This is a genomic window from Cognatundibacterium squillarum (assembly GCF_014652435.1).
In the GTDB taxonomy this organism is placed as follows: domain Bacteria; phylum Pseudomonadota; class Gammaproteobacteria; order Burkholderiales; family Burkholderiaceae_D; genus Undibacterium; species Undibacterium squillarum.
Genome location: NZ_BMYU01000001.1, coordinates 832,289 through 855,212 on the forward strand (window position 1 = coordinate 832,289; position 22,924 = coordinate 855,212).

The following is a 22,924-nucleotide window of genomic DNA, read 5'->3' on the forward strand; positions in this document are numbered from 1 at the left end:
ACCTCAGGAAGCCAGTGTTTTAACAATTGCGTTCAGACACACGTTCATTAAGCCACTTGGCAGAATACCCAGTACCAGAACTGCAAGTCCGTTGAGGCTCAGAACAACGCGCATATCTGCAGTCGTTTGAATTTCTGATGTATCAGCAGCATCGTCAAAATACATTACTTTAACGACACGCAGGTAATAGAAGGTACCAATCAGAGAGAACAGTACTGCAACAATTGCCAGCCACAACTGTCCGGTAGAAACAACCGCCTGCAATACCGACAATTTAGCGTAGAACCCTACCATTGGCGGAATACCCGCCAGAGAGAACATCAACAGCAACATGACGAACGCAAACCATGGCGAACGTTTGTTCAGACCCTTGAAGTCTTCCAGAGTGTCCGCCTCAAAACCAGCACGTGACAACAACATAATTACGCCGAAGGTACCCAGGGTAGTCAGAACATAAGTAATGCTGTAAAACATCGACGCACTGTAAGCATCCGCAGCATTACCAGCGCTACCATTCGCTACGCCCGATAAGAGGCCCAGCAACATAAAACCCATCTGCGAGATCGTCGAGTAAGCCAGCATACGTTTGATGTTAGTCTGTGCGATCGCGGTAATGTTACCAATTGCCATCGACAAAACAGCCAGAACAACAAACATTTGCTGCCAATCAACCGCTTGCGCAAACAAACCTTCAACCAGCAAACGGAAAGTAATAGCGAATGCTGCCAGTTTTGGTGCGCCACCCAGCAACAAAGTCACCGCAGTAGGTGCGCCGTGATATACGTCCGGCACCCACATGTGGAATGGAACCACACCCAGCTTAAACGCCAGACCGGCCACCAAGAACACAATGCCAAACACAAGGATAGTTTTATTTGCAGTGGCAGAAGCAGATGCTTTTGCGACTTCAGTCAGATCCAGAGTACCGGTTGCACCGTACAACATCGAAATGCCGTACAACATAAAGCCAGAAGCCAGCGCACCAAGCACAAAATACTTCATCGATGCTTCTGTAGAAATTGTGTGATCACGGCGCAAAGCAACCAGGGCATACAACGCCAGCGACATTAACTCCAGACCCAGATAGATAATCAGGAAATTATTGCCTGAGATCATTACCATCTGACCAAGCAGTGCGAATAATGCCAGGACATAAAACTCGCCACCGAGACTGCCATTTGACATTCCACGCGCAGTTGCATACGCACGGGAGTAAATCAGTGTCATACCAACAGCAGCGTAAGAAGCGAGCTTCAGCACCATAGATAATGGATCGGAAACAAACATATTGCTGCTGGTGTATTCAGAGCCACCACTATTTCCGGTCGACAAGGTCAGTGCAGCGGTCACTCCCAATGCAACCAGACTTAACACATAAGTCAGATAACGCTTACTGTCCGATAAAAACATATCAGTCAGCAGGATGGCGCAGATCGCCACCAGCAGAAAGATTTCAGGATAAAGTGGAATGAAGTTCATTTTAATTTTCTACTTGCTTAAGTATGTTGCCGGACTGCTCCGGCAACTATAGTAACCACGCTCTTATTTACGGAACCAGTTTGGAAACCGAAACATGCTTCAACAGATCACTCACGGAAACTTGCATGGAATCAGTAAATACGCCCGGATACAAGCCCATTACCAGTACGCAAATAGCAAGCGTGCCCAGCATAAAGAACTCACGTCCGTTCAGATCGGTCAGTTCAGCGACATGCTGATGCTTGATATTGCCGAAAATAACGCGCTTAACCATCCACAGTGAGTAGGCAGCGCCGAAAATCAATGCAGTGGCTGTAAGCAGACCAATCCAGAAATTAAATTTCACAGCACCCAGAATCACCATAAACTCACCGACGAAACCTGAAGTTGCCGGCAAACCGCAATTAGCCATCGAAAAGAGCACAAAGAAGGCTGCAAAACGCGGCATAGTATTAACAACGCCACCGTAATCAACGATTTGACGGCTGTGTACACGGTCATACAGGACGCCGATACACAAGAACATCGCACCAGACACGAAACCGTGAGAGATCATCTGGACAATTGCACCCTGTGCGGCCATATCGTTGAATACGAAGAAGCCCAGGGTCACAAAGCCCATGTGAGCGATCGAAGAGTACGCAACAAGTTTCTTCATGTCTGCCTGAACCAGCGCAACCAGACCAATGTAGATTACGGCGATCAGCGACAGTGTAATAACAAATCCGGACAAATAATGACTTGCATCAGGCGCAATCGGCATCGAAAAACGCAGGAAACCATAGGCACCCAGTTTAAGCATAATCGCTGCCAGAACGACTGAACCACCAGTAGGCGCTTCAACGTGGGCATCCGGCAACCATGTATGAACCGGCCACATTGGTACCTTGACCGCAAATGCCATGAAGAATGCAAAGAAAATCAGTATCTGTACATCCATAGGCAACGGTAACTGGTGCCATGCCTGAATTTCAAACGAATGACCAGCTTTGATATACAGATAAATGATTGCAACCAGTGTTAAAAGCGAGCCAAGCAAGGTGTACAAGAAGAACTTAAACGCTGCATATACGCGGTTCGGACCACCCCAGATACCTACGATGATGTACATCGGGATCAGAGTCGCCTCAAAGAAGATATAAAACAGCATGCCGTCAGTTGCACTGAAAACGCCAACCATCAAACCAGACAAAATCAGGAATGCGCCCATGTACTGAGCAACCTGTGTTTCGATGACTTCCCACGCAGCGATTACCACGATGATCGTGATAAACGCGGTCAATGGCACGAACCAGAGGGAAATACCATCGACACCGAGTGCATAAAACACATTGAATTTTTCAATCCAGGTGTATTTTTCAACAAACTGCAAACCATGTGCCGCATTGTCAAAGTTTTTAATTAACGGGAGCGTGACGAGAAAACTCGCGAGCGCGCCTATTAAAGAGACTCCCCGCACCAGACCGCGATTAGAATCGCGGCCAAATGCAAGAATGAAAAAGCCGAATGCGATCGGGCACCAAATCGCCAGGCTGAGTAATGAAGAAGTAGACTGCATCATAGTTCTGATTATTTAGCCAGGTGAATTATTTGCCGAAAGGAGTTGGCATAAAGTAAAACAGGAACAAAATTACGCCGAGAATCATGACAAATGCGTAGTGATAAATATAACCACTTTGGAAGTGACGAACCAGCTTAGCAATCCAGCCAACCAGCTTAGCACTGCCATTAACAATCAGGCCGTCGATAATGCCTTTGTCGCCGATATTCCAGAGACCATTTCCGAGGAAGCGTGCACCACCGGCAAACACTACTTCGTTAAATTTATCCATGTAATATTTGTTATCCAACAGTGTGTAAATCGCCGACGCACGCTCTTTGATTGCCGCAGGAATTGCTGGTTTCACCATGTAGAAGAAATACGATGTCGCTACACCCGCAAGAGCAAGCCAGAACGGTGCGGTAGTCAGCGCATGTGTTGCCATGCCAACTGCCCCGTGGAACTCTTCGTGCAACTCATGCATCGCCGGATGATTTTCAGAAACAAAGATCACACCCTTAAAGAATTCACCAAACAACATCGGTTCAATCGCGATAAAGCCAATCACGACAGATGGGATAGCCAGCATTACCAACGGGAACCAGACAACGAATGGAGATTCGTGTGGTTTCTGGCCAGGAGCCAAGCCGTGATGATGATCATCATGTGCATCATGCTCGTCATGACCATGATGATCGTGTGCTTTACCGAAGCGTTCTTCACCGTGGAAGACCAGGAAGTACATACGGAAAGAATAGAATGCTGTAACAAACACGCCAGCAAGCACGGCAAATTTAGCAAAGCCAGCACCGGCGATATGCGTCGCAGCAACGGCTTCGATAATACTGTCTTTCGAGTAGAACCCTGAGAAGAAAGGCGTTCCGATCAATGCAAGGGACCCCAGCAGCGAAGTGATCCAGGTGATCGGCATGTACTTACGCAATCCGCCCATATTGCGGATATCCTGGTCATGGTGCATACCTATGATGACGGAACCTGCACCGAGGAATAACAATGCTTTGAAAAATGCGTGAGTCATCAGGTGGAACACAGCCACTGAATATGCAGACGCGCCAAGCGCCACCGTCATATAACCAAGCTGAGACAATGTCGAATAAGCGACTACACGCTTGATATCGTTCTGGATAATACCGAGGAAACCCATGAACAAAGCGGTAATCGAGCCAATCACAAGAATGAACGACAACGCAGTATCAGACAGTTCGAACAGTGGCGACATACGCGAGACCATGAAGATACCGGCAGTAACCATCGTCGCCGCGTGAATCAGAGCAGAGATAGGCGTCGGCCCTTCCATGGAGTCTGGCAACCAAACGTGCAATGGAAACTGTGCAGACTTACCCATCGCACCAATGAACAAACAGATACATGCGACCGTGATCAGCATCCAGTCTGTCCCGGGCAACATCAGCTTAGCCAGCTCTTCTTTCTTAGCAAATACTTCCGCGTAGTTCATCGATCCTGCGTAGGCCAACAGCAGGCCAATGCCAAGGATAAAACCAAAGTCACCAACACGGTTCACCAGAAACGCCTTCATATTGGCATAGACTGCGGTGTCTTTTGTATACCAAAAGCCAATCAATAAATAAGAAACAAGACCAACTGCTTCCCAGCCAAAAAACAGCTGCAGGAAATTATTACTCATTACGAGCATGAGCATTGAGAAAGTGAACAATGAAATGTACGAGAAGAAACGGTTGTAACCTTCGTCCTCTTCCATGTATCCAATCGTGTAGATGTGAACCATTAAAGATACAAACGTGACAACGCACATCATCATTGCGGTCAGATTATCAACGAGGAATCCCACCTCAAGCTTCAAGCCCGCAACAGACATCCATTCGTAGACCGTCGCATTGTAAACAGCTGCGCCATCAAGCAATTGCTTGAATGTCATTGCTGAGATAATAAATGCGATCAGCACACCAAGAATTGTCGCTGAATGAGAAACCTTCCGGCCTACTACATTCCCGAAAAATTTGGTGCCTAATAAGCCCGCAATCGCTGACCCAGCCAATGGCGCAAGTGGCACGGCTAAAAGTAGTTGTGGGTTAAGTTGCCCCGTCATAATGACCCTTTTTGCTTAATACTTATTTTAAATCCGCAACAGTTCATGCCAGCCTGATAGCTGGCATATTTCCATTAACCTTTAAGAGCGTCCAGATCTTCTACATTGATTGTATCCAGATTACGGAACAATACGACGAGGATTGCCAGACCAATCGCAGATTCAGCAGCGGCGACTGTAAGAATAAAGAACACGAAAATTTGCCCTGCAGCATCACCAAGATAATGGGAGAATGCGATGAAATTGATATTAACTGCCAACAACATCAATTCGATGGCCATCAGCAAAACAATTACATTTTTCCGGTTCAGAAAAATACCGACGATAGAAATCGCAAATAATATTGCTCCGAGCACCAGGTAGTGTGTTAAACCCAAAGTCATCTTATTCCCCTTGATGCGCTGTTTGTCGCGCTTCGGTATCAGGCTTCATACTGATAATACGAACCCGGTCTGAACGTTTCACTTTTACAGCATCAGCAGGATCAACGAAACGTACGTCCTTACGGCGGCGCAACGTCAACGCAACTGCTGCAACGATTGCCAGCAAAAGAATCGCCGCAGCAACTTCAAATGCATAGGTGTACTGGGTAAAAATCATATTACCGAGATACTTTGTATTCCCGATCTGATCCGCAGCCACCGGAACATGGTTATCCGGACGTAAGAAACCTTTCCATAACACTGCCGACATTTCGAGTACGACGACCACACCTACCAACGCGGCTACCGGGAAGTGGCTCCAGAATCCTGCGCGTAACTTATCCAGATTAATATCCAGCATCATGACGACGAACAGGAACAAAACCATTACAGCGCCAACATAAACCAAAACCAGGACAATCGATAAAAATTCCGCTTTCAACAGCATCCAGATTCCAGCTGCATTAAAGAACGCCAGCACTAAAAACAATGCTGCGTGTACTGGATTCTTGGTTGTAATCACCTGCAGCGATGCGAGCACCAGTACCGCAGAAAATACATAGAACAAAATACTAGTAAATTCCATAATTTCTCCGGACCTTATCTGTAAGCAGCATCAGCAGCTCGTGCTGCGGCAATCTGGTTCTCATAACGATCACCAACTGCGAGCAACATTTCTTTAGTAAAGTAAAGGTCTCCACGCTTCTCTCCGTGATATTCGAGAACATGCGTTTCAACAATCGAATCAACCGGGCAGGATTCTTCACAGAAACCGCAGAAAATACACTTGGTCAAATCGATATCGTAGCGCGTGGTACGACGGCTTCCGTCTGCACGCTGTTCAGACTCAATCGTAATAGCCATCGCGGGGCACACTGCCTCACATAATTTACAAGCGATACAACGCTCTTCTCCGTTTGGATATCTGCGCAAAGCATGTAACCCACGGAAACGCGGAGACTGAGGAGTTTTTTCTTCGGGAAACTCGACTGTAATTTTACGGGCAAACATATAGCGCCCGGTCAGTGCAAGCCCTTTAATCAACTCCCGCAGCATCAGGCTGCCAAAAAAATCTTTAATTGCTTCCATTTTCAGCCTTTAATTACTTCCAGATATTCCAGGATGTCTGCATCCACGCAGCGACAATAACCAGATACACCAATGTCAGTGGAATAAATACTTTCCAGCCGAGACGCATAATCTGATCGTAACGATAGCGTGGAAATGATGCACGTGCCCAAATGAACAGGGAAACCACGACAAATGTTTTCATACCGAGCCAGATCCAGCCTGGGATAAAACTCAGGAATGCGAACGGAGCACTCCAACCGCCGAGGAACATCAGTGAAGCAATGGCGGAAATCAGAATCATATTTGCGTATTCTGCGAGGAAGAACATCGCAAAAGACATACCCGAATATTCAACCATGTGACCCGCAACAATCTCAGACTCACCTTCGACAACGTCGAACGGATGGCGATTTGTTTCAGCAATACCTGAAATCACATAAACCACAAACATTGGCAACAAAGGCAACCAGTTCCAGGACAGGAAAGTAACACCCATGTCTGCAAATCGACCTTTCATCTGGCCGTTTACGATGTCCGTGAGGTTAAGACTACCCGATACCATCAGAACGATCACCAATACGAAACCCATTGCAATTTCATAAGAAACCATTTGTGCAGATGCACGCATTGCGCCGAGGAATGCATATTTAGAGTTTGATGCCCAGCCTGCAATAATGATGCCGTAAACTTCCATGGAAGTAATTGCCATCAGCAGCAACAAACCCGCATTCACGTTTGCGAGCACTGTTTCAGGTCCGAAAGGAACAACAGACCAAGCCGCCAACGCAGGCATGATTGTCATGATAGGAGCCAGAATAAACAGGACTTTATTTGCCTTAGCAGGAATAACAATCTCTTTCAACAACAACTTCAGGCCGTCTGCGATTGGTTGCAGTAACCCAGCAGGACCAACACGGTTCGGACCAAGACGAATGTGCATCCAGCCGATCATTTTGCGTTCCCATAAAGTGAGATACGCGACACACCCCAGCAGTGGCAAAACGATACAAACAATTTTCAGTAAATTCCATACCAGTGGCCACAACGCGCCTAACTGCGCCTGCCCGACTGACTGGATAGTAGCCAACAAATCCATTATGCGCGCTCCAACGAAACCTGACCGAAATAAGCATTCAGATCAGTAGTTGATGATGTACCGGCCATCACACGAACAACCCCGGCTGCAAGCGCCGAATCCACTTTTGCCGTCACAACCAGAGATGAAGTTCCCTGAACCAGTTTTACCTGACCGCCATCCGTGATGCCTGATGATGATGCAACATCAGAACTGATACGAAGCAGTGGAGCTTTTGCGTCAGCTGTGAGCTGCAGAGACTCTGCTCTGCGAATAATCGCGTCGCTGCTGTATATTCCGGGTTCTGTAATCAGCTCAGCAGAACCTGCCGCCAATGTCTGCTCACCAATAAACTGATCTGCTTTATTAGAGAGCTTGGTCTTCCAGCCATCAACCAGTACGGCATCGCGTACCGCTTCGGACGTTTCAAATTCAAAACCGGAAAGTCCGAGCAAATTACCAAGTACGCGCAATACTTTCCATGCAGGACGTGTATCTGCCAATGGCTTCACAACCGCGTGGAAACTTTGAGCACGCCCCTCAGCATTTACAAAAGTACCGGAGGTTTCGCTGAAAGGAGATACTGGCAGTAAAACGTCTGCATATTCCAAACCGTGCTTAAACGGAGACAAGACAACAACCATGTCAGCCGCAGCCAACGCTTGCTTAGCCCTGGCAGGTTGCGCCGAATCTTTCTCTGGTTCCGCGTGCAAAACAATGTATGCTTTCTTCGCTTCAGAAAATACCGCTTTTGCTGCTTTCTGAGGGTAAGCGCCAGCGACGTATCCACCTACAGTATTTGCCGCTTCGGTTAGATAGCCAAACTTCGCATCTGCCTGGTCTGCGATCCATACACAGATGGAATGTAAAACGGATGCATCCGGGTAATTCGCCGCAGCATTGCCAAGCAGAATTCCACTATTGCCAGCCAGAATGGAAGAAGCAACTTTCTCAGCAGCTTCAGAAACAACAACGCCATTCGCAAATTCAGGAACTTGCAGATCTTTTTGTTTAGCAACCGAAACTGCAACTTGTTTTGCAAAAGCCACCCATTCTGAAGGAGCCAATGCTTGCTGCACATGCAACGGCATTAACAACTCGTCCTTAGCCGCATGGATCACACTTATACGTGACCCGGTTTTTGCTGCCTGACGGAATTTTGCTGCAATCAACGGATGATCTTTACGCAGGGAGGAACCGAAAATCAGCACATTTTTTAAGTGTGTAATTTCCTGTACAGATCCGCCCAGCCATGGCATCACTTTTCCGTTCAGACGGAAATCAGACTGGCGCAGACGGAAATCAATTGCATCCGAGCCAATGCCTTTGATGACTTTGTTTAACAGCGACAATTCTTCCAGTGTCGAGTGCGGAGCAGCAATTGCAGCCACTGAATCCGCGCCGTGTTCATGGCGAATATTCCGAATCCCGTGAGCGACATATTCGATTGCAGTCTGCCAGTCCGTTTCCTGCCACTGACCACCTTGCTTGATCATTGGTTTAGTCAAACGGTCAGCGCCATTCAATGCTTCATATGAGAAACGATCACGGTCAGAAATCCAGCACTCATTCACCTCTTCGTTTTCGAGAGGTACCACCCGCATCACTTTATGATTTTTAACCTGAACAATCAGATTAGATCCAAGCGAATCGTGAGGGGACACAGACTTACGGCGTGACAATTCCCAGGTACGTGCAGAGTAACGGAAAGGTTTTGAGGTCAATGCGCCAACTGGGCACAGATCAATCATATTTCCTGACAACTCGGAATCTACAGTCTTACCGACGAAAGAAGTAATTTCGGAGTGCTCGCCACGATTCAGCATGCCGAGTTCCATAACGCCTGCAATTTCCTGTCCAAAACGAACGCAACGTGTGCAATGAATGCAACGGCTCATTTCTTCCATCGAAACCAGTGGCCCCACGTCTTTATGGAACACAACACGCTTCTCTTCCTGATAACGGGAGCTGGTACCGCCATAACCAACGGCCAGATCCTGCAACTGACATTCACCACCCTGATCACATACCGGGCAATCCAAAGGATGGTTGATCAGCAGGAACTCCATCACAGCCTGTTGCGCTTTTACCGCTTTATCGCTGTGCGACCGCACGATCATACCAGGCGTTACAGGAGTAGCACATGCCGGCAGAGGCTTAGGTGCTTTCTCAACCTCGACCAGACACATACGGCAGTTTGCCGCGATTGATAATTTTTTGTGGTAGCAAAAATGCGGGATATATGTGCCAAGTTTATTGGCAGCATCCATCACCATACTACCTTCCTGCACTTCGACTTTTTTGCCGTCTATTTCGATTTCGACCATGGTTTACTCTAATTGTGCTAACCGAAGCCGGCTTACAGATATGCCGGAACCAAGCAATGCTTGTGCTCGATATGATATTCAAATTCTTCGCGGAAATTTTTTACGAAACCTCTGACTGGCATCGCTGCTGCGTCACCGAGCGCGCAGATAGTTTTACCCTGAATATTGTCAGCAATCGAATTCAGCATATCGAGATCTTCAGGACGGCCTTTGCCGTTCTCAATACGATCTACGATTCGATACAGCCAGCCAGTACCTTCACGACATGGGGTGCACTGGCCACAGGATTCTTCAAAATAGAAATATGACAAACGCTGCAACGACTTCACCATGCAACGTGTTTCATCCATCACGATGACTGCTCCCGAACCCAGCATTGACCCTGCTTTTGCAATGGAATCGTAATCGAGGTCCGTTTCCATCATGACATCACCGCGAATTACGGGCGCGGAAGAACCGCCTGGGATAACCGCTTTAATCTTCTTACCACCACGCATACCACCTGCCAGCTCCATCAGCTTTGCAAACGGTGTACCGAGCGGCACCTCGTAATTTCCCGGGCGCTCTACGTCGCCGGAGATCGAGAAAATCTTAGTACCGCCATTATTTGGCTTACCAAGCGCCGCATAATTCTCACCACCGATTGCAAGAATAAACGGTACAGCGGCGAACGTTTCTGTATTGTTGATCGTGGTCGGTTTTCCGTACAGGCCAAAGCTCGCCGGGAACGGCGGTTTAAAGCGTGGCTGTCCTTTTTTACCTTCAAGAGATTCCAGCAATGCAGTTTCTTCGCCACAAATATACGCACCGTAACCATGCGATGCATGCAGCTGGAACGAAAATTCCGAACCAAGAATATTGTTACCAAGGAAGCCAGCAGCGCGCGCCTCTTCCAAAGCATCTTCAAAGCGCAGGTAGTCAGCGAAAATTTCACCGTGGATGTAGTTATAACCTACGGTAATACCCATCGCATAAGCGCCGATCGCCATGCCTTCGATCAAAGCATGGGGATTGTAACGAATAATATCGCGGTCTTTAAATGTACCCGGCTCACCCTCGTCTGTATTACAAACCAGATATTTCTGACCCGGATACTGCCGTGGCATGAAACTCCACTTCAAACCAGTCGGGAAACCTGCGCCTCCGCGACCACGCAGTGAAGATGCCTTCAACTCAGCAATGATTTGCTCCGGCTGGATTTTTTCAGACAAAATACGTTTTAAAGACTCGTAACCACCACGGGCAACATAATCTTTTAAATGCCAGTTATCGCCATTCAGCCCGGCGAGAATTAATGGCTTAATGTGACGGTCATGCAGGCATGTCATTATTTACTCGCCTCTTTCAATTCATTGACCAGTTGATCAATTTTTTCGTTCGACATAAAGCTGCACATACGTGCATTATTAACGAGCAATACCGGAGCATCACCACAAGCTCCCATACATTCACCCTCGACCAGAGTAAAGTTGCCGTCAGCAGTTGTCTCTTTGTAGCTGATGCCCAGTTTTTGCTTCAGATAATGCGCAGCACGCTCACCACCTGACAAGACACACGGCAAGTTGGTACAAACGGTAATTTTATGTTTACCAACTGGCTTGGTATTGAACATATTGTAGAAAGTTGCAACTTCCTGCACAGCCACCGCCGGCATGCCGATATAGTCGGCGAGTGTCTGCATCACTTCCGGAGAAATCCAGCCTGTTTCTTCCTGCGCAATAGCAAGAGATGCGATTACCGCAGATTGACGCTGATCTGCCGGAAACTTAGCGAGCTCCCGATCGATACGTTTAAATGCTTGCTCTGATAAAACCATAGCTAATGCCTCAAATTAACGCTGACGCGTCTTTATCTGTCAATTTCACCGAAAACGATATCCTGAGTACCGATGATCGTTACCGCATCAGCAATCATGTGACCCTTCGCCATCATATCCAGTCCTTGTAAGTGAGCAAAGCCAGGAGCACGGATTTTCAGGCGATAAGGTTTATTAGCACCATCAGAAACGAGGTAAATACCAAACTCACCTTTCGGATGCTCAACTGCAGCGTAAGCTTCGCCCTCAGGAACGTGGAATCCTTCAGTGAACAGCTTAAAGTGGTGAATCAGATCTTCCATATTGGACTTCATGTCCACACGCTTAGGAGGAGCCACTTTCAGATTATCTGTAATGACAGGACCAGGATTTTTTCTCAGCCAGTCGATACATTGCTTAATAATGCGATTGGACTGACGCATCTCTTCGATACGTACAAGGTAACGGTCATAGCTGTCACCGTTTACACCAACCGGAATATCGAAATCCAGGCGGTCGTAAACTTCATAAGGCTGTTTCTTACGAACGTCCCACGCGATACCTGACCCACGCAACATAGCACCGGTGAAGCCCATCGCCAGAGCCTGCTCAGGAGATACAACACCAACGCCGACCAAACGCTGCTTCCAGATACGGTTATCTGTCAGCAGGGTTTCATACTCATCAATATATTTCGGGAAACGTTTTGTGAAATCATCGAGGAAATCCAGCAACGAACCCTGACGATTTTCGTTCAACTCGCGAATCGCTTTTTCGTTACGGATTTTAGATGCTGCATATTGCGGCATTTTTTCCGGCAGATCACGGTAAACGCCACCGGGACGATAGTAAGCGGCATGCATACGAGCGCCGGATACGGCCTCATAGCAATCCATCAGATCTTCACGCTCACGGAATGCGTACAGCATTACAGCCATCGCACCAACGTCAAGAGCATGACACCCCACCCACAACAAGTGATTCAATACACGCGTAACTTCATCAAACATCACGCGAATGTACTGAGCACGCAAAGGCACTTCAATGCCCAGCAATTTCTCAATCGCCATGACGTAAGCGTGCTCATTCATCATCATCGACACATAGTCGAGACGATCCATGTAAGGCACAGATTGCAGGAAAGTTTTTTGCTCAGCCAGCTTTTCAGTTGCGCGGTGCAGCAAACCAATATGAGGGTCTGCACGCTGAATCACCTCACCGTCGAGCTCAAGCACCAGACGCAAAACACCGTGCGCAGCAGGATGCTGAGGACCAAAGTTCAAGGTATAGTTTTTAATTTCAGCCATTATTTCACCCCGTAGTTCTCTTCACGGATCACACGCGGCGTGTTTTCGCGTGGCTCAATCGTAACAGGCTGATACACAACGCGCTTTTGCACATCGTCGTACTTCATCTCAACATAACCTGAAACCGGGAAGTCTTTACGGAAAGGATGTCCGATAAAGCCATAATCCGTCAGGATACGACGCAAGTCGTTATGACCGTCAAACAGAATACCGTACAGATCGAATGCTTCACGCTCATACCAGTTTGCGGCAGGCCAAACATCCACCAGGGATGCGACAACCGGCATATCATCATCAGCAGCAAAAACACGGACGCGCAAGCGCCAGTTATGCTTCACAGACAACAAATGAGAAACCACAGCAAAACGCTGCCCTTCCCAGACGTCATTGCCGTAGGATGAATAATCCATACCACAAAGATCAATCAGTTGCTCAAATGCAGTTTCTGCGCGATCGCGCAAATCGCGCATCACGCTCAGATATTCAGCCGGCGAAACGACGATTGTCACTTCACCAAGTGCATTTTTCAAACTGACGATACGTTCACCGACAACAGCATTAACCGCTGCTTCAAGTTGCTCGAGTTTGCTTGTCATAATCAGAGACTACCCTCAACAACAATGCTCAACGAGCGATTGTATTGGTACGTTTAATTTTGTTTTGCAGCTGAATGATGCCGTACAACAAGGCTTCAGCCGTCGGAGGACATCCGGGAACGTAAATATCAACCGGAACAATACGGTCACATCCACGCACAACAGAGTAAGAATAGTGATAATAGCCACCACCGTTCGCACATGAGCCCATAGAAATCACCCAGCGTGGCTCTGCCATCTGGTCATAAACTTTACGAAGCGCCGGAGCCATTTTGTTGCAGAGCGTACCCGCAACAATCATCACATCAGACTGACGTGGAGACGGACGAAACACAACGCCAAAACGGTCAAGATCGTAACGCGAACAACCCGCGTGAATCATCTCAACCGCACAGCATGCGAGACCAAAAGTCATTGGCCACATGGACCCGGTGCGGGTCCAGTTAATCAGTTTATCGGCTGTCGTGGTAACGAAGCCTTCACTCAAAACACCATCAATTGCCATATCGCATCACTCCCAGTCCAGAGCGCCTTTTTTCCAGATGTACCAGAAACCCACAGCAAACTCCAACACAAAACCCAGCATAATCAGAAAACCTGACCAGCCCAGATCACGCATTGCAACGCCCCATGGGAAGAAAAATGCCGTTTCGAGATCAAACAGAATAAACAGAATCGCAATGAGGTAATAACGCACATCGAATTTCATGCGCGCATCCTCGAAGGCTTCAAAGCCACACTCGTAGGCGGATGTTTTTTGCGAATCAGGTTTATGCGGAGCTACCAAGCGCCCCAGGATTTGCGGCACGACACCAACGCCGATACCAACAAGAAGAAACAAGAGAACGGGGAAATAATTTTCGAGGTTCACGTTAGGCTACCTGTAATTGAACGCCATATTTGAAGAAAACTGCACTTTAACATACTATGCAGCCCCTCCTCGAGACAGCCAGAAGATCTGACTTTTTTTGGTGCCGACGACGAGACTCGAACTCGTACAGCTTGCGCCACTACCCCCTCAAGATAGCGTGTCTACCAATTTCACCACGTCGGCTGGAGCCCAGCATTGTACTACGTCTAACAATCTAATTCAATGCGGGCTGCAAATAAATTACTCTGATCAACTGTCTGCTACAACACTTATTTATTTAGGAATCTGCGTACCCTGCGATTCTGCAGGAGCGGATGCAGGCGCTGCTTGCTTTGCTGGCTGCGTTGCAGCAGGCAGCGAATCCAGAACTGTGCCGCCACTGGCTTTTTTACCGGAAGCAACGATGCTCAGACCCAGTGTCGCAACAAAAAACACTACCGCGCATACCGCTGTCGCGCGCGAGAAAAAGCTTGCAGAACCACTTGCACCAAACAGACTGCCGGATGCGCCGGAACCGAAAGATGCCCCCATATCCGCACCCTTGCCATGCTGGAGCAGAACCAGCCCGATAATCGCGATCGCAGAAACGACCTGCAACACGATCAGTAAGGTATAAAACGCTTGCATTAACTTACCCTAGAAGACAAAAAAAAGACTTTATCAGACAGCAGCAATAATTGCGAGGAAATCATTCGCCTTGAGCGCTGCACCACCGATCAAACCACCATCAATGTCTGTCTGACGCAATAACTCAGCCGCATTGTCGGGCTTCATACTGCCACCGTACAGAATTTTGACAGTTGCTGCAGCTTCTGGATTAAACGATGCAATCACCTGACGTAAAAATGCGTGTACTTCCTGCGCCATTTCCGGTGTTGCCGTTTTACCCGTACCAATTGCCCACACAGGCTCGTACGCTACGACAATTTTTGCGATCTCTGCGGAGTCCAGTTTTTCCAGCACGGCTTTGAGTTGCGCACCAACGACCGCATCGGTCGCACCGGACTCACGCTGCTCCAGTGTTTCGCCAACACAAACGATAGGTGTCAGGCCTGCGCGCAGTGACTGCAGAGTTTTTGCCGCAACAATCTGATCGCTTTCAGCATGGTAAGAACGACGCTCGGAGTGACCCAGAATCACATAAGTGCAACCAACGTCACGCAGCATACCGGCAGAAACTTCGGAAGTGTATGCGCCGGCATCATGCACGGAACAATCCTGAGCACCAACCGCGATCGCTGTACCCTGCACTTTATCCAGCGCCTGCGTCAGATATGGAAAAGGCGGACAAACCAGTACATCTGCCTTTGCGACATCCACACCACCCGCCGAAATCTCTGCCAGCAGCGAAGCATTCGCTGAGACAGAACCATTCATTTTCCAGTTACCCGCAATAAGTTTACGTCGCATAGCGCTCTCAGATTAGTAGTCAAATAACCCGCGATTGTATCCTGCGTTCAATTTGAAGGTCAAACTGGTATCAGTTGAGCTTCAGCATAATTTTGCCAATATGCTGAGAGCTTTCCATCAGGCGGTGCGCCTCAGCGACCTCACCCAGACTGAACACACGGTGAATGACCGGCCTGACCTTACCCTGTGCCAGCAAAGGCCAGACATTCTCTCTGACCGAATTCGCCAGCGCAGCCTTGAAGTCATGCGGACGGGCGCGCAGTGTCGAGCCTGTAATCGTCAGACGGCGGCGCAGTATCTGCGCCATATCGACTTCCGCTCTTACGCCACCCATGACTGCGATAATCACCAGACGCCCGTCATCTGCCAGCAAACTCACTTCTTTCGGCACATAGCTGCCCGCGACCATATCCAGAATCACATCCATGCCACGACCTTCATTGGCAACACGCAATTGCTCAAAACAATCTTCATCACGATAATTGACGCACGCCACTGCACCGAGCTCCTGTGCAAACTGACATTTTTCCGCACTGCCTGCTGTGGCGAATACTTTTACCCCCATTGCAGTTGCAATCTGAATCGCGGCGACACCGATACCGGATGTGCCACCCTGAACCAGCAAGCTTTCGCCTGCTTTCAGACGTGCGCGGTCAAACAGATTGCTCCAGACTGTAAAGCAGGTTTCCGGCAAAGAAGCCGCCTGAATCATGTCCAGCCCTTGCGGAACCGGCAGACAATGCGCAACCGGTGCCACGCAGTATTCCGCATACGCGCCGCCAGCCAGCAATGCGCAAACATGATCACCAATCTGATAGCCCGACCCAGTCAGATCGCCACCAACAATTTCGCCCGCAACTTCCAGCCCGGGAATCAGGGTAACGCCCGGCGGTGGCGCATAGTGCCCCTTTCGCTGCAAAACATCCGGCCGGTTCACTCCGGCAGCATGCACCCTGATCAGCACTTCAGATTTACCCGGCACCGGCACAGGCATATCCGCCACCTGCAATACTTCCGGCCCGCCGAATGCTGTTATTTCTATCGCACGCATCATCATTCCTTCTGATTAAGTTTCCGTTAGCAACCGCATATTACCCGATCCCGCAAGCTCAGCAGCCATCCGGCCACCGCAGTTCCAGTCATCCGAAGCCTGTCGCATGCCAGGAGAGGCTAGCGATGACTATGCAAACATCGTCATTTTACTTTTTCGGAGGTCCGGACTTTCTGCCGACGACCGCCAGATCGCTGTGCCTGAATCCGCATTTAGCCCGTTTTTGACACGAAACCGGTCGTTTCAGGCACCCGAGTCGTGCAATAGCGACCAGACAGCGAGTCCCTTCCCGTCCTGCGCAGCACGTCAGGCAAATAAAGCGGGGCCATAAAAAAACACCGCCCTGTTGAGGGGCGGTGTTTTTCAGTTGCCGATACAGTCCGCACGGGGCGGACTCTGGCATTACTGTTGTTGCTGCTGTTGTTGCTCGCCTTCTGCTGCGACGGCTTTCATCGACAGTTTGAAGCGACCACGGTCATCCGTTTCCAGCACTTTCACACGTACAACCTGACCTTCTTTGAGGTAATCAGCAACGGCGTTCACACGCTCATTGGCGATCTGGCTGATGTGCAGCAGGCCATCTTTACCCGGCATGATTTGCACGATTGCGCCGAAGTCCAGCAGTTTCAGAACGGTGCCGTCATAGACTTTACCCACTTCCACTTCTGCAGTCAGCGCTTCGATACGACGTTTCGCTTCCTGACCTGCAGCCGCGTCAACGGATGCAATCGTCACAACGCCTTCATCGCTGATATCGATCTGTGTACCGGTTTCTTCTGTCAGAGCACGAATCACCGCACCACCTTTACCGATCACATCACGGATTTTTTCCGGATTGATTTTCAGAGTGATCAGGCGTGGCGCAAAGTCAGACAATTCTGTGCGGCCTGCAGGAACAGCTTCCTGCATTTTGCCCAGAATATGGATACGGCCTTCTTTTGCCTGCGCCAGCGCGACTTCCATGATTTCTTTAGTGATACCCTGGATTTTGATATCCATCTGCAGCGCAGTAATACCGTCAGCAGTACCGGCCACTTTGAAGTCCATGTCGCCGAGGTGATCTTCGTCACCGAGGATGTCAGTCAGAACAGCAAATTTATTACCGTCTTTGATCAGACCCATTGCGATACCGGCAACGTGCGCTTTCATCGGAACGCCAGCGTCCATCAGTGCCAGACAGCCGCCGCAGACGGAAGCCATCGAAGAGGAACCATTGGATTCAGTGATTTCAGAAACCAGACGTACGGAGTAGCTGAATTCGTCCGCTGCCGGCAGTGCTGCCTGCAGTGCACGTTTTGCCAGACGGCCATGGCCGATTTCACGGCGTTTTGGCGAGCCTACGCGGCCGGTTTCGCCGGTTGCGAACGGAGGCATGTTGTAGTGCAGCATGAAGCGCTCAGAGTATTCACCGGTCAGCGCATCGATTTTTTGCTCATCACGTGCTGTACCCAGTGTTGCAATCACCAGCGCCTGTGTTTCGCCACGGGTGAACAGTGCGGTACCGTGCGTACGTGGCAGGATGCCTGTGCTGATGGTGATAGGACGCACAGTGCGTGTATCACGACCATCGATACGCGGTTCGCCGTTCAGAATCTGGGAACGAACGATACGTGCTTCCAGATCAAACAGGATGTTGCTGACTTCAGAAGAATCAGGCTCTGCTTCACCTTTTGCAGCCGCTTGCTCAGCCAGTGCTGCAGTAACCGCAGCGTGCGCAACTTTGATTTCGGTTGTACGCGCTTGTTTTTCTTTGATTTGATACGCAGCGCGCATCAGTGGCTCAGCGACTTCGGTCACAGCAGCGATCAGTGCTTCATTTTTTGCAGGCGCAGTCCAGGTGGATTCTGGCTTACCAGCATCGCGCACCAGTTCGTGGATCGCATCGATCACGACTTTCATCTGTTCGTGGCCGTAAACAACCGCACCCAGCATCACTTCTTCAGACAATTGCTGAGCTTCAGATTCCACCATCAGTACAGCGGCTTCGGTACCGGCAACAACCAGATCCAGAGCAGAAGTTTTGATTTCGGTTGCAGTCGGATTCAGCAGGTACTGACCATCAACATAACCAACACGCGCTGCACCCAGCGGACCATTGAACGGAATGCCTGCCAGCGAAATCGCAGCAGATGCACCGATCATGGAAATGATGTCCGGATCAATTTCAGGGTTGACCGACAATACGTGCACGATCACCTGAACTTCATTCAGGTAACCTTCCGGGAACAGAGGACGGATCGGACGATCGATCAGACGTGATGTCAGTGTTTCTTTCTCTGTCGGACGGCCTTCACGCTTGAAGAAGCCACCCGGAATACGGCCCGCAGCATAGCTTTTTTCCATGTAGTCTACGGTCAGCGGGAAAAAGTCCTGGCCAGGTTTCACGTCTTTTTTCGCAACAACAGTTGCCAGAACAACCGTGTCATCCATAGATGCCATGACGGCGCCGGATGCCTGACGGGCGATTTCACCGGTTTCCAGTTTGACTGTATGGTTACCGTATTGGAAGGTTTTAGTTACTTTATTAAACACAATGTGTCCTTTCTGATTTGCCGACAGAATTTCAGGCGCTGTCGTTCACCTCACCACGCGCAGTCTTACGACCACGGATTGCAGCACGTCCTGCATTCAGCGCAGAAACATACCACGAAAACGAATGCAAAATACAAACAAAAAGCCTGCGACAGCAGCACTGTCACAGGCTTTTTTATGCAACTTTTGCGAAAAAGTGCAAATTACTTACGCAGACCGAGTTTTTCGATCAGGGAGCGGTAACGGTTCAGATCTTTACGCTTCAGGTAAGCCAGCAGACTTTTACGACGGTTAACCATCATCAGCAGACCACGACGGGAGTGGTGATCTTTCATGTGGGATTTGAAGTGACCGTTCAGGTCGTTGATGCGTGCTGTCAGCAGCGCAACTTGCACTTCAGGAGAACCTGTGTCGTTTTGACCACGTGCGTTGTCTGCAACGATTGCAGCTTTCTGATTTTTTTCGATTGCCATGATTTTTCCTTAACTGGCGATAAAAACAGTTGCTTCCATACAAACCGTCTTTATCGTGATTACAAAGCCGCTTTTCAGCGGGATCCGAATACTAACACACAAAGAAAATAAAGATCAAATTTGCGGGTTCAGCTTTTCGGTTTTGGACTGCAATTTATTTAAAGCCGACAGATACGCCTTGGCTGACGCGACCACGATATCAGGGTCCGCACCGGTGCCATTCACGATACGTCCTGCTTTCGACAAACGCATCGTCACCTCACCCTGCGATTGCGTACCGGTCGTAATCGCATTCACCGAGAACAGCAACAGCTCTGCCCCGCTCGGCACTTTGGCCTCAATCGCATTCACGATTGCATCGACCGGACCATTGCCGGTCGCTTCACTGATGTATTCTTCGCCAGCGCGCGAAAAAACAATTTTCGCCGATGGCAGCTCGCCGGTTTCAGAACACTGCGACAGGGAAACAAAATGGAAGGCATCGACTTCGTTGGCTTGTTCGCCATCGGACACCAGCGCCAGAATATCTTCATCGAAGATTTCGGCTTTACGGTCCGCCAGTTCTTTAAAACGGGAGAATGCCGCATTCACATCGGCTTCTGAGCCGAGCGTGATACCCAGTTCTTCCAGACGCTGACGGAATGCATTACGACCGGACAATTTACCAAGCACAATCTTGTTTGCACTCCAGCCCACGTCTTCTGCACGCATAATTTCGTAGGTATCACGCGCTTTCAGGATACCGTCCTGATGAATGCCGGACGCATGTGCAAACGCATTCGCACCGACCACTGCCTTATTCGGCTGTACGGCAAAACCAGTGATCTGCGATACCAGTTTGGAAGCCGGCACGATCTGGCTGGTGTCGATACCCAGCTCCAGTCCAAAGTGATCTTTACGGGTACGCACCGCCATTACGATTTCTTCCAGTGCGGTATTACCGGCACGCTCACCCAGACCATTAATCGTACATTCGACCTGACGCGCACCGCCTATCATCACACCCGCCAGCGAGTTCGCGACGGCCATTCCCAGATCGTTATGGCAGTGTACCGACCAGACGGCTTTGTCCGAATTCGGAATCCGTTCGCGCAGGGTTTTGATCATATTGCCGTATAACTCCGGCACAGCATAACCAACAGTGTCCGCAAAGTTAATGGTGGTTGCACCTTCACGGATGACGGCTTCGATCACGCGGCACAGAAAATCCATTTCCGAGCGGCTGCCATCTTCCGGGCTGAACTCCACATCATCCGTAAACTGACGCGCATAGCGCACCGCCTGAATCGCTTGCTCCAGCACCTGGTCCGGACTCATGCGCAGCTTCTTTTCCATATGCAACGGTGAAGTCGCGATGAAAGTATGGATACGTTTGCGTTGCGCTGTTTGCAATGCTTCGGCTGCGCGGGCGATGTCGCGTTCATTCGCGCGCGACAAAGAACAAATCGTGGAATCTTTGATCACCGAAGCAATCGCTTTAATCGATTCAAAATCGCCCGGCGATGCTGCTGCAAAACCCGCCTCAATGACATCCACTTTCAGGCGTTCCAGCTGACGCGCAATACGGATTTTTTCGTCGCGGGTCATGGATGCGCCCGGTGATTGTTCGCCATCACGCAAAGTTGTATCAAAGATAATTAATTTTTCAGCCACAGTAGCCTCCGGCAATTTTGGTTAGTTGATTTGTCTGGTGCGCCGCAGAGGAACACGCGGCATGCGGGTAAAACAGGAGAGGATTTTCTGCGTGCGATTACGCTAGCAGAACAAATAGCGATAGCGGACTTAGGAAGTCCGCCAGAGTGGATTTAACAGCGAAGGATGCAGTTAAAGTAAGCATGGCACAACTATATGCCGGAACAGGAAAATCCGCAACCGAAAAAGCGAATTTTCCCTTGCAAATCTGAGGCTTTAAAGCAATAGATTCTGACTTTCGCAGAAAGACATCCAAATTTACAGAATTTTATTCCGCGACAGCCCGTGAATCCGGATTACTCTTTGCGCAAACGGACCTTGCCTTCAATTGAAATATTCAGTTCAGAAAAACCCGGCTCGAAACGAAAACCCGGATTTGGCGCTGCGCCGTCAGCCATCGGCGCCGCCATAGCCATCATTTTCATTTCCGGCACTGGTCCGCTCATATCCGTCACATTCAGTTCCGCCAGCTCCGCCTGCGATTCGGACTTGCCCATCGCTTTCAGCAAATAAGACAGCTTGTGCGAGAATTGTTTGTAACCAGAATCAAATTTCTGCTGCTCCGTTTTCGCTTTCGCCGCATCCGACAAACCGAAATTCAGCTGCGTCATTTGCAGGCTCTTTTGTGCATCTCCGACCAGACTGGTCAGACGACTCAGATCAGCACTTTTCACATCCAGTTTTTGCCCGACGCGCCATGCAATGATGACAGGCGCCTTACCCGGTTTTGCGCGGGCAGCATCGTAGACCGGATAACTGTAGACGCTACCGGTTTGCAACACTGCGGAAGGATCGGATTTCTTAATTTGCTCGGTGCCGGTACGCATACGCTGATTCAGACGGGTGATTGCCTGCTGACGGTCTGCATCCTGCTCTTCGGCAGAGAACTCGATTGCTGCCTGATCGTTTTCCACCCGAATGCTGGTTTGCGCACTCAGCGTAATCAGCGCACCACTGGTCGATTGTGCTGCAGCGACACCGGCAACGGACAGCAGGGACACGAGTAACAGTTTTTTCATCATCATTCCTTTCAGAGCAAGACCTGACGCATCCGCTTCGCAACACGCGTTCAGGCAAAGAGCACAGCTTAATCACACATGGTAAAACTTCCAAGATTTGAATCCGCTTAACCGGTTCGGGACACAAAAAGTACCGTATCACAAACCCGTTCAAGGTAAAAAGGAATCAAAGACG

21 protein-coding genes and 1 tRNA gene are annotated in these 22,924 nt (G+C 49.3%); all 22 read right to left on the minus strand.

What is annotated here, in order from left to right:
- Positions 1 to 3 precede the first annotated feature (3 nt).
- Positions 4 to 1,479 (minus strand): NADH-quinone oxidoreductase subunit NuoN, encoded by a 1,476-nt coding sequence (gene nuoN / locus IE092_RS03485; RefSeq protein ID WP_189355590.1) that lies wholly within the window; start codon positions 1,477 to 1,479, stop codon positions 4 to 6.
- Between the two features lie 67 nt (positions 1,480 to 1,546).
- On the minus strand, positions 1,547 to 3,040 hold the full coding sequence (locus IE092_RS03490; RefSeq protein WP_189355591.1) for an NADH-quinone oxidoreductase subunit M: 1,494 nt from the start codon (positions 3,038 to 3,040) through the stop codon (positions 1,547 to 1,549).
- 25 nt (positions 3,041 to 3,065) lie between these two features.
- Positions 3,066 to 5,108, minus strand: a complete 2,043-nt coding sequence (gene nuoL / locus IE092_RS03495; RefSeq protein WP_189355592.1) for an NADH-quinone oxidoreductase subunit L — start codon at positions 5,106 to 5,108, stop codon at positions 3,066 to 3,068.
- Between the two features lie 74 nt (positions 5,109 to 5,182).
- Entirely contained in the window at positions 5,183 to 5,491 is a 309-nt protein-coding gene (nuoK, locus tag IE092_RS03500; RefSeq protein WP_189355593.1) for an NADH-quinone oxidoreductase subunit NuoK, read from the minus strand.
- 1 nt (position 5,492) lies between these two features.
- On the minus strand, positions 5,493 to 6,116 hold the full coding sequence (locus IE092_RS03505; RefSeq protein ID WP_189355594.1) for an NADH-quinone oxidoreductase subunit J: 624 nt from the start codon (positions 6,114 to 6,116) through the stop codon (positions 5,493 to 5,495).
- A gap of 14 nt (positions 6,117 to 6,130) precedes the next feature.
- Positions 6,131 to 6,619 (minus strand): NADH-quinone oxidoreductase subunit NuoI, encoded by a 489-nt coding sequence (nuoI, locus tag IE092_RS03510; protein WP_189355595.1) that lies wholly within the window; start codon positions 6,617 to 6,619, stop codon positions 6,131 to 6,133.
- A gap of 13 nt (positions 6,620 to 6,632) precedes the next feature.
- Entirely contained in the window at positions 6,633 to 7,697 is a 1,065-nt protein-coding gene (gene nuoH / locus IE092_RS03515; RefSeq protein ID WP_189355596.1) for an NADH-quinone oxidoreductase subunit NuoH, read from the minus strand.
- Positions 7,697 to 10,003: an NADH-quinone oxidoreductase subunit NuoG gene (gene nuoG / locus IE092_RS03520; protein ID WP_189355597.1), complete on the minus strand. Its 2,307-nt coding sequence runs from the start codon at positions 10,001 to 10,003 to the stop codon at positions 7,697 to 7,699. The genes nuoH and nuoG overlap by 1 nt, the downstream gene beginning before the upstream one ends.
- Before the next feature lie 32 nt (positions 10,004 to 10,035).
- Positions 10,036 to 11,331, minus strand: a complete 1,296-nt coding sequence (gene nuoF / locus IE092_RS03525; RefSeq protein ID WP_189355598.1) for an NADH-quinone oxidoreductase subunit NuoF — start codon at positions 11,329 to 11,331, stop codon at positions 10,036 to 10,038.
- Positions 11,331 to 11,819, minus strand: a complete 489-nt coding sequence (gene nuoE / locus IE092_RS03530) for an NADH-quinone oxidoreductase subunit NuoE (protein ID WP_189355599.1) — start codon at positions 11,817 to 11,819, stop codon at positions 11,331 to 11,333. Before nuoE ends, nuoF begins: the two co-directional genes overlap by 1 nt.
- A gap of 32 nt (positions 11,820 to 11,851) precedes the next feature.
- Positions 11,852 to 13,105 (minus strand): NADH-quinone oxidoreductase subunit D, encoded by a 1,254-nt coding sequence (locus IE092_RS03535; RefSeq protein ID WP_189355600.1) that lies wholly within the window; start codon positions 13,103 to 13,105, stop codon positions 11,852 to 11,854.
- Positions 13,105 to 13,701, minus strand: a complete 597-nt coding sequence (locus tag IE092_RS03540; protein WP_189355601.1) for an NADH-quinone oxidoreductase subunit C — start codon at positions 13,699 to 13,701, stop codon at positions 13,105 to 13,107. Before IE092_RS03540 ends, IE092_RS03535 begins: the two co-directional genes overlap by 1 nt.
- Before the next feature lie 28 nt (positions 13,702 to 13,729).
- Positions 13,730 to 14,206: a NuoB/complex I 20 kDa subunit family protein gene (locus tag IE092_RS03545; protein ID WP_189355602.1), complete on the minus strand. Its 477-nt coding sequence runs from the start codon at positions 14,204 to 14,206 to the stop codon at positions 13,730 to 13,732.
- A 6-nt stretch (positions 14,207 to 14,212) separates the two neighbouring features.
- On the minus strand, positions 14,213 to 14,572 hold the full coding sequence (locus tag IE092_RS03550) for an NADH-quinone oxidoreductase subunit A (RefSeq protein ID WP_189355603.1): 360 nt from the start codon (positions 14,570 to 14,572) through the stop codon (positions 14,213 to 14,215).
- Between the two features lie 98 nt (positions 14,573 to 14,670).
- Positions 14,671 to 14,755: transfer RNA gene (locus IE092_RS03555), tRNA-Leu, on the minus strand.
- A 90-nt stretch (positions 14,756 to 14,845) separates the two neighbouring features.
- The gene (gene secG, locus IE092_RS03560) at positions 14,846 to 15,199 is read right to left on the minus strand and encodes a preprotein translocase subunit SecG (protein WP_189355604.1); all 354 of its coding nucleotides are present in this window, start codon (positions 15,197 to 15,199) and stop codon (positions 14,846 to 14,848) included.
- A 33-nt stretch (positions 15,200 to 15,232) separates the two neighbouring features.
- Positions 15,233 to 15,982, minus strand: coding sequence for a triose-phosphate isomerase (tpiA, locus tag IE092_RS03565; protein WP_189355605.1), 750 nt, complete (start codon positions 15,980 to 15,982; stop codon positions 15,233 to 15,235).
- A 70-nt stretch (positions 15,983 to 16,052) separates the two neighbouring features.
- Positions 16,053 to 17,033 carry an NAD(P)H-quinone oxidoreductase gene (locus tag IE092_RS03570; RefSeq protein ID WP_189355606.1) on the minus strand — a complete coding sequence of 327 codons (981 nt, stop codon included), beginning with the start codon at positions 17,031 to 17,033 and terminating at the stop codon, positions 16,053 to 16,055.
- A gap of 402 nt (positions 17,034 to 17,435) precedes the next feature.
- Entirely contained in the window at positions 17,436 to 19,565 is a 2,130-nt protein-coding gene (pnp, locus tag IE092_RS03575) for a polyribonucleotide nucleotidyltransferase (protein WP_189355607.1), read from the minus strand.
- A 203-nt stretch (positions 19,566 to 19,768) separates the two neighbouring features.
- Positions 19,769 to 20,038 (minus strand): 30S ribosomal protein S15, encoded by a 270-nt coding sequence (gene rpsO / locus IE092_RS03580; protein ID WP_189355608.1) that lies wholly within the window; start codon positions 20,036 to 20,038, stop codon positions 19,769 to 19,771.
- 114 nt (positions 20,039 to 20,152) lie between these two features.
- Positions 20,153 to 21,691 (minus strand): 2-isopropylmalate synthase, encoded by a 1,539-nt coding sequence (locus IE092_RS03585; protein WP_189355609.1) that lies wholly within the window; start codon positions 21,689 to 21,691, stop codon positions 20,153 to 20,155.
- 335 nt (positions 21,692 to 22,026) lie between these two features.
- On the minus strand, positions 22,027 to 22,755 hold the full coding sequence (locus IE092_RS03590) for an SIMPL domain-containing protein (protein WP_229793003.1): 729 nt from the start codon (positions 22,753 to 22,755) through the stop codon (positions 22,027 to 22,029).
- Positions 22,756 to 22,924: the final 169 nt, after the last annotated feature.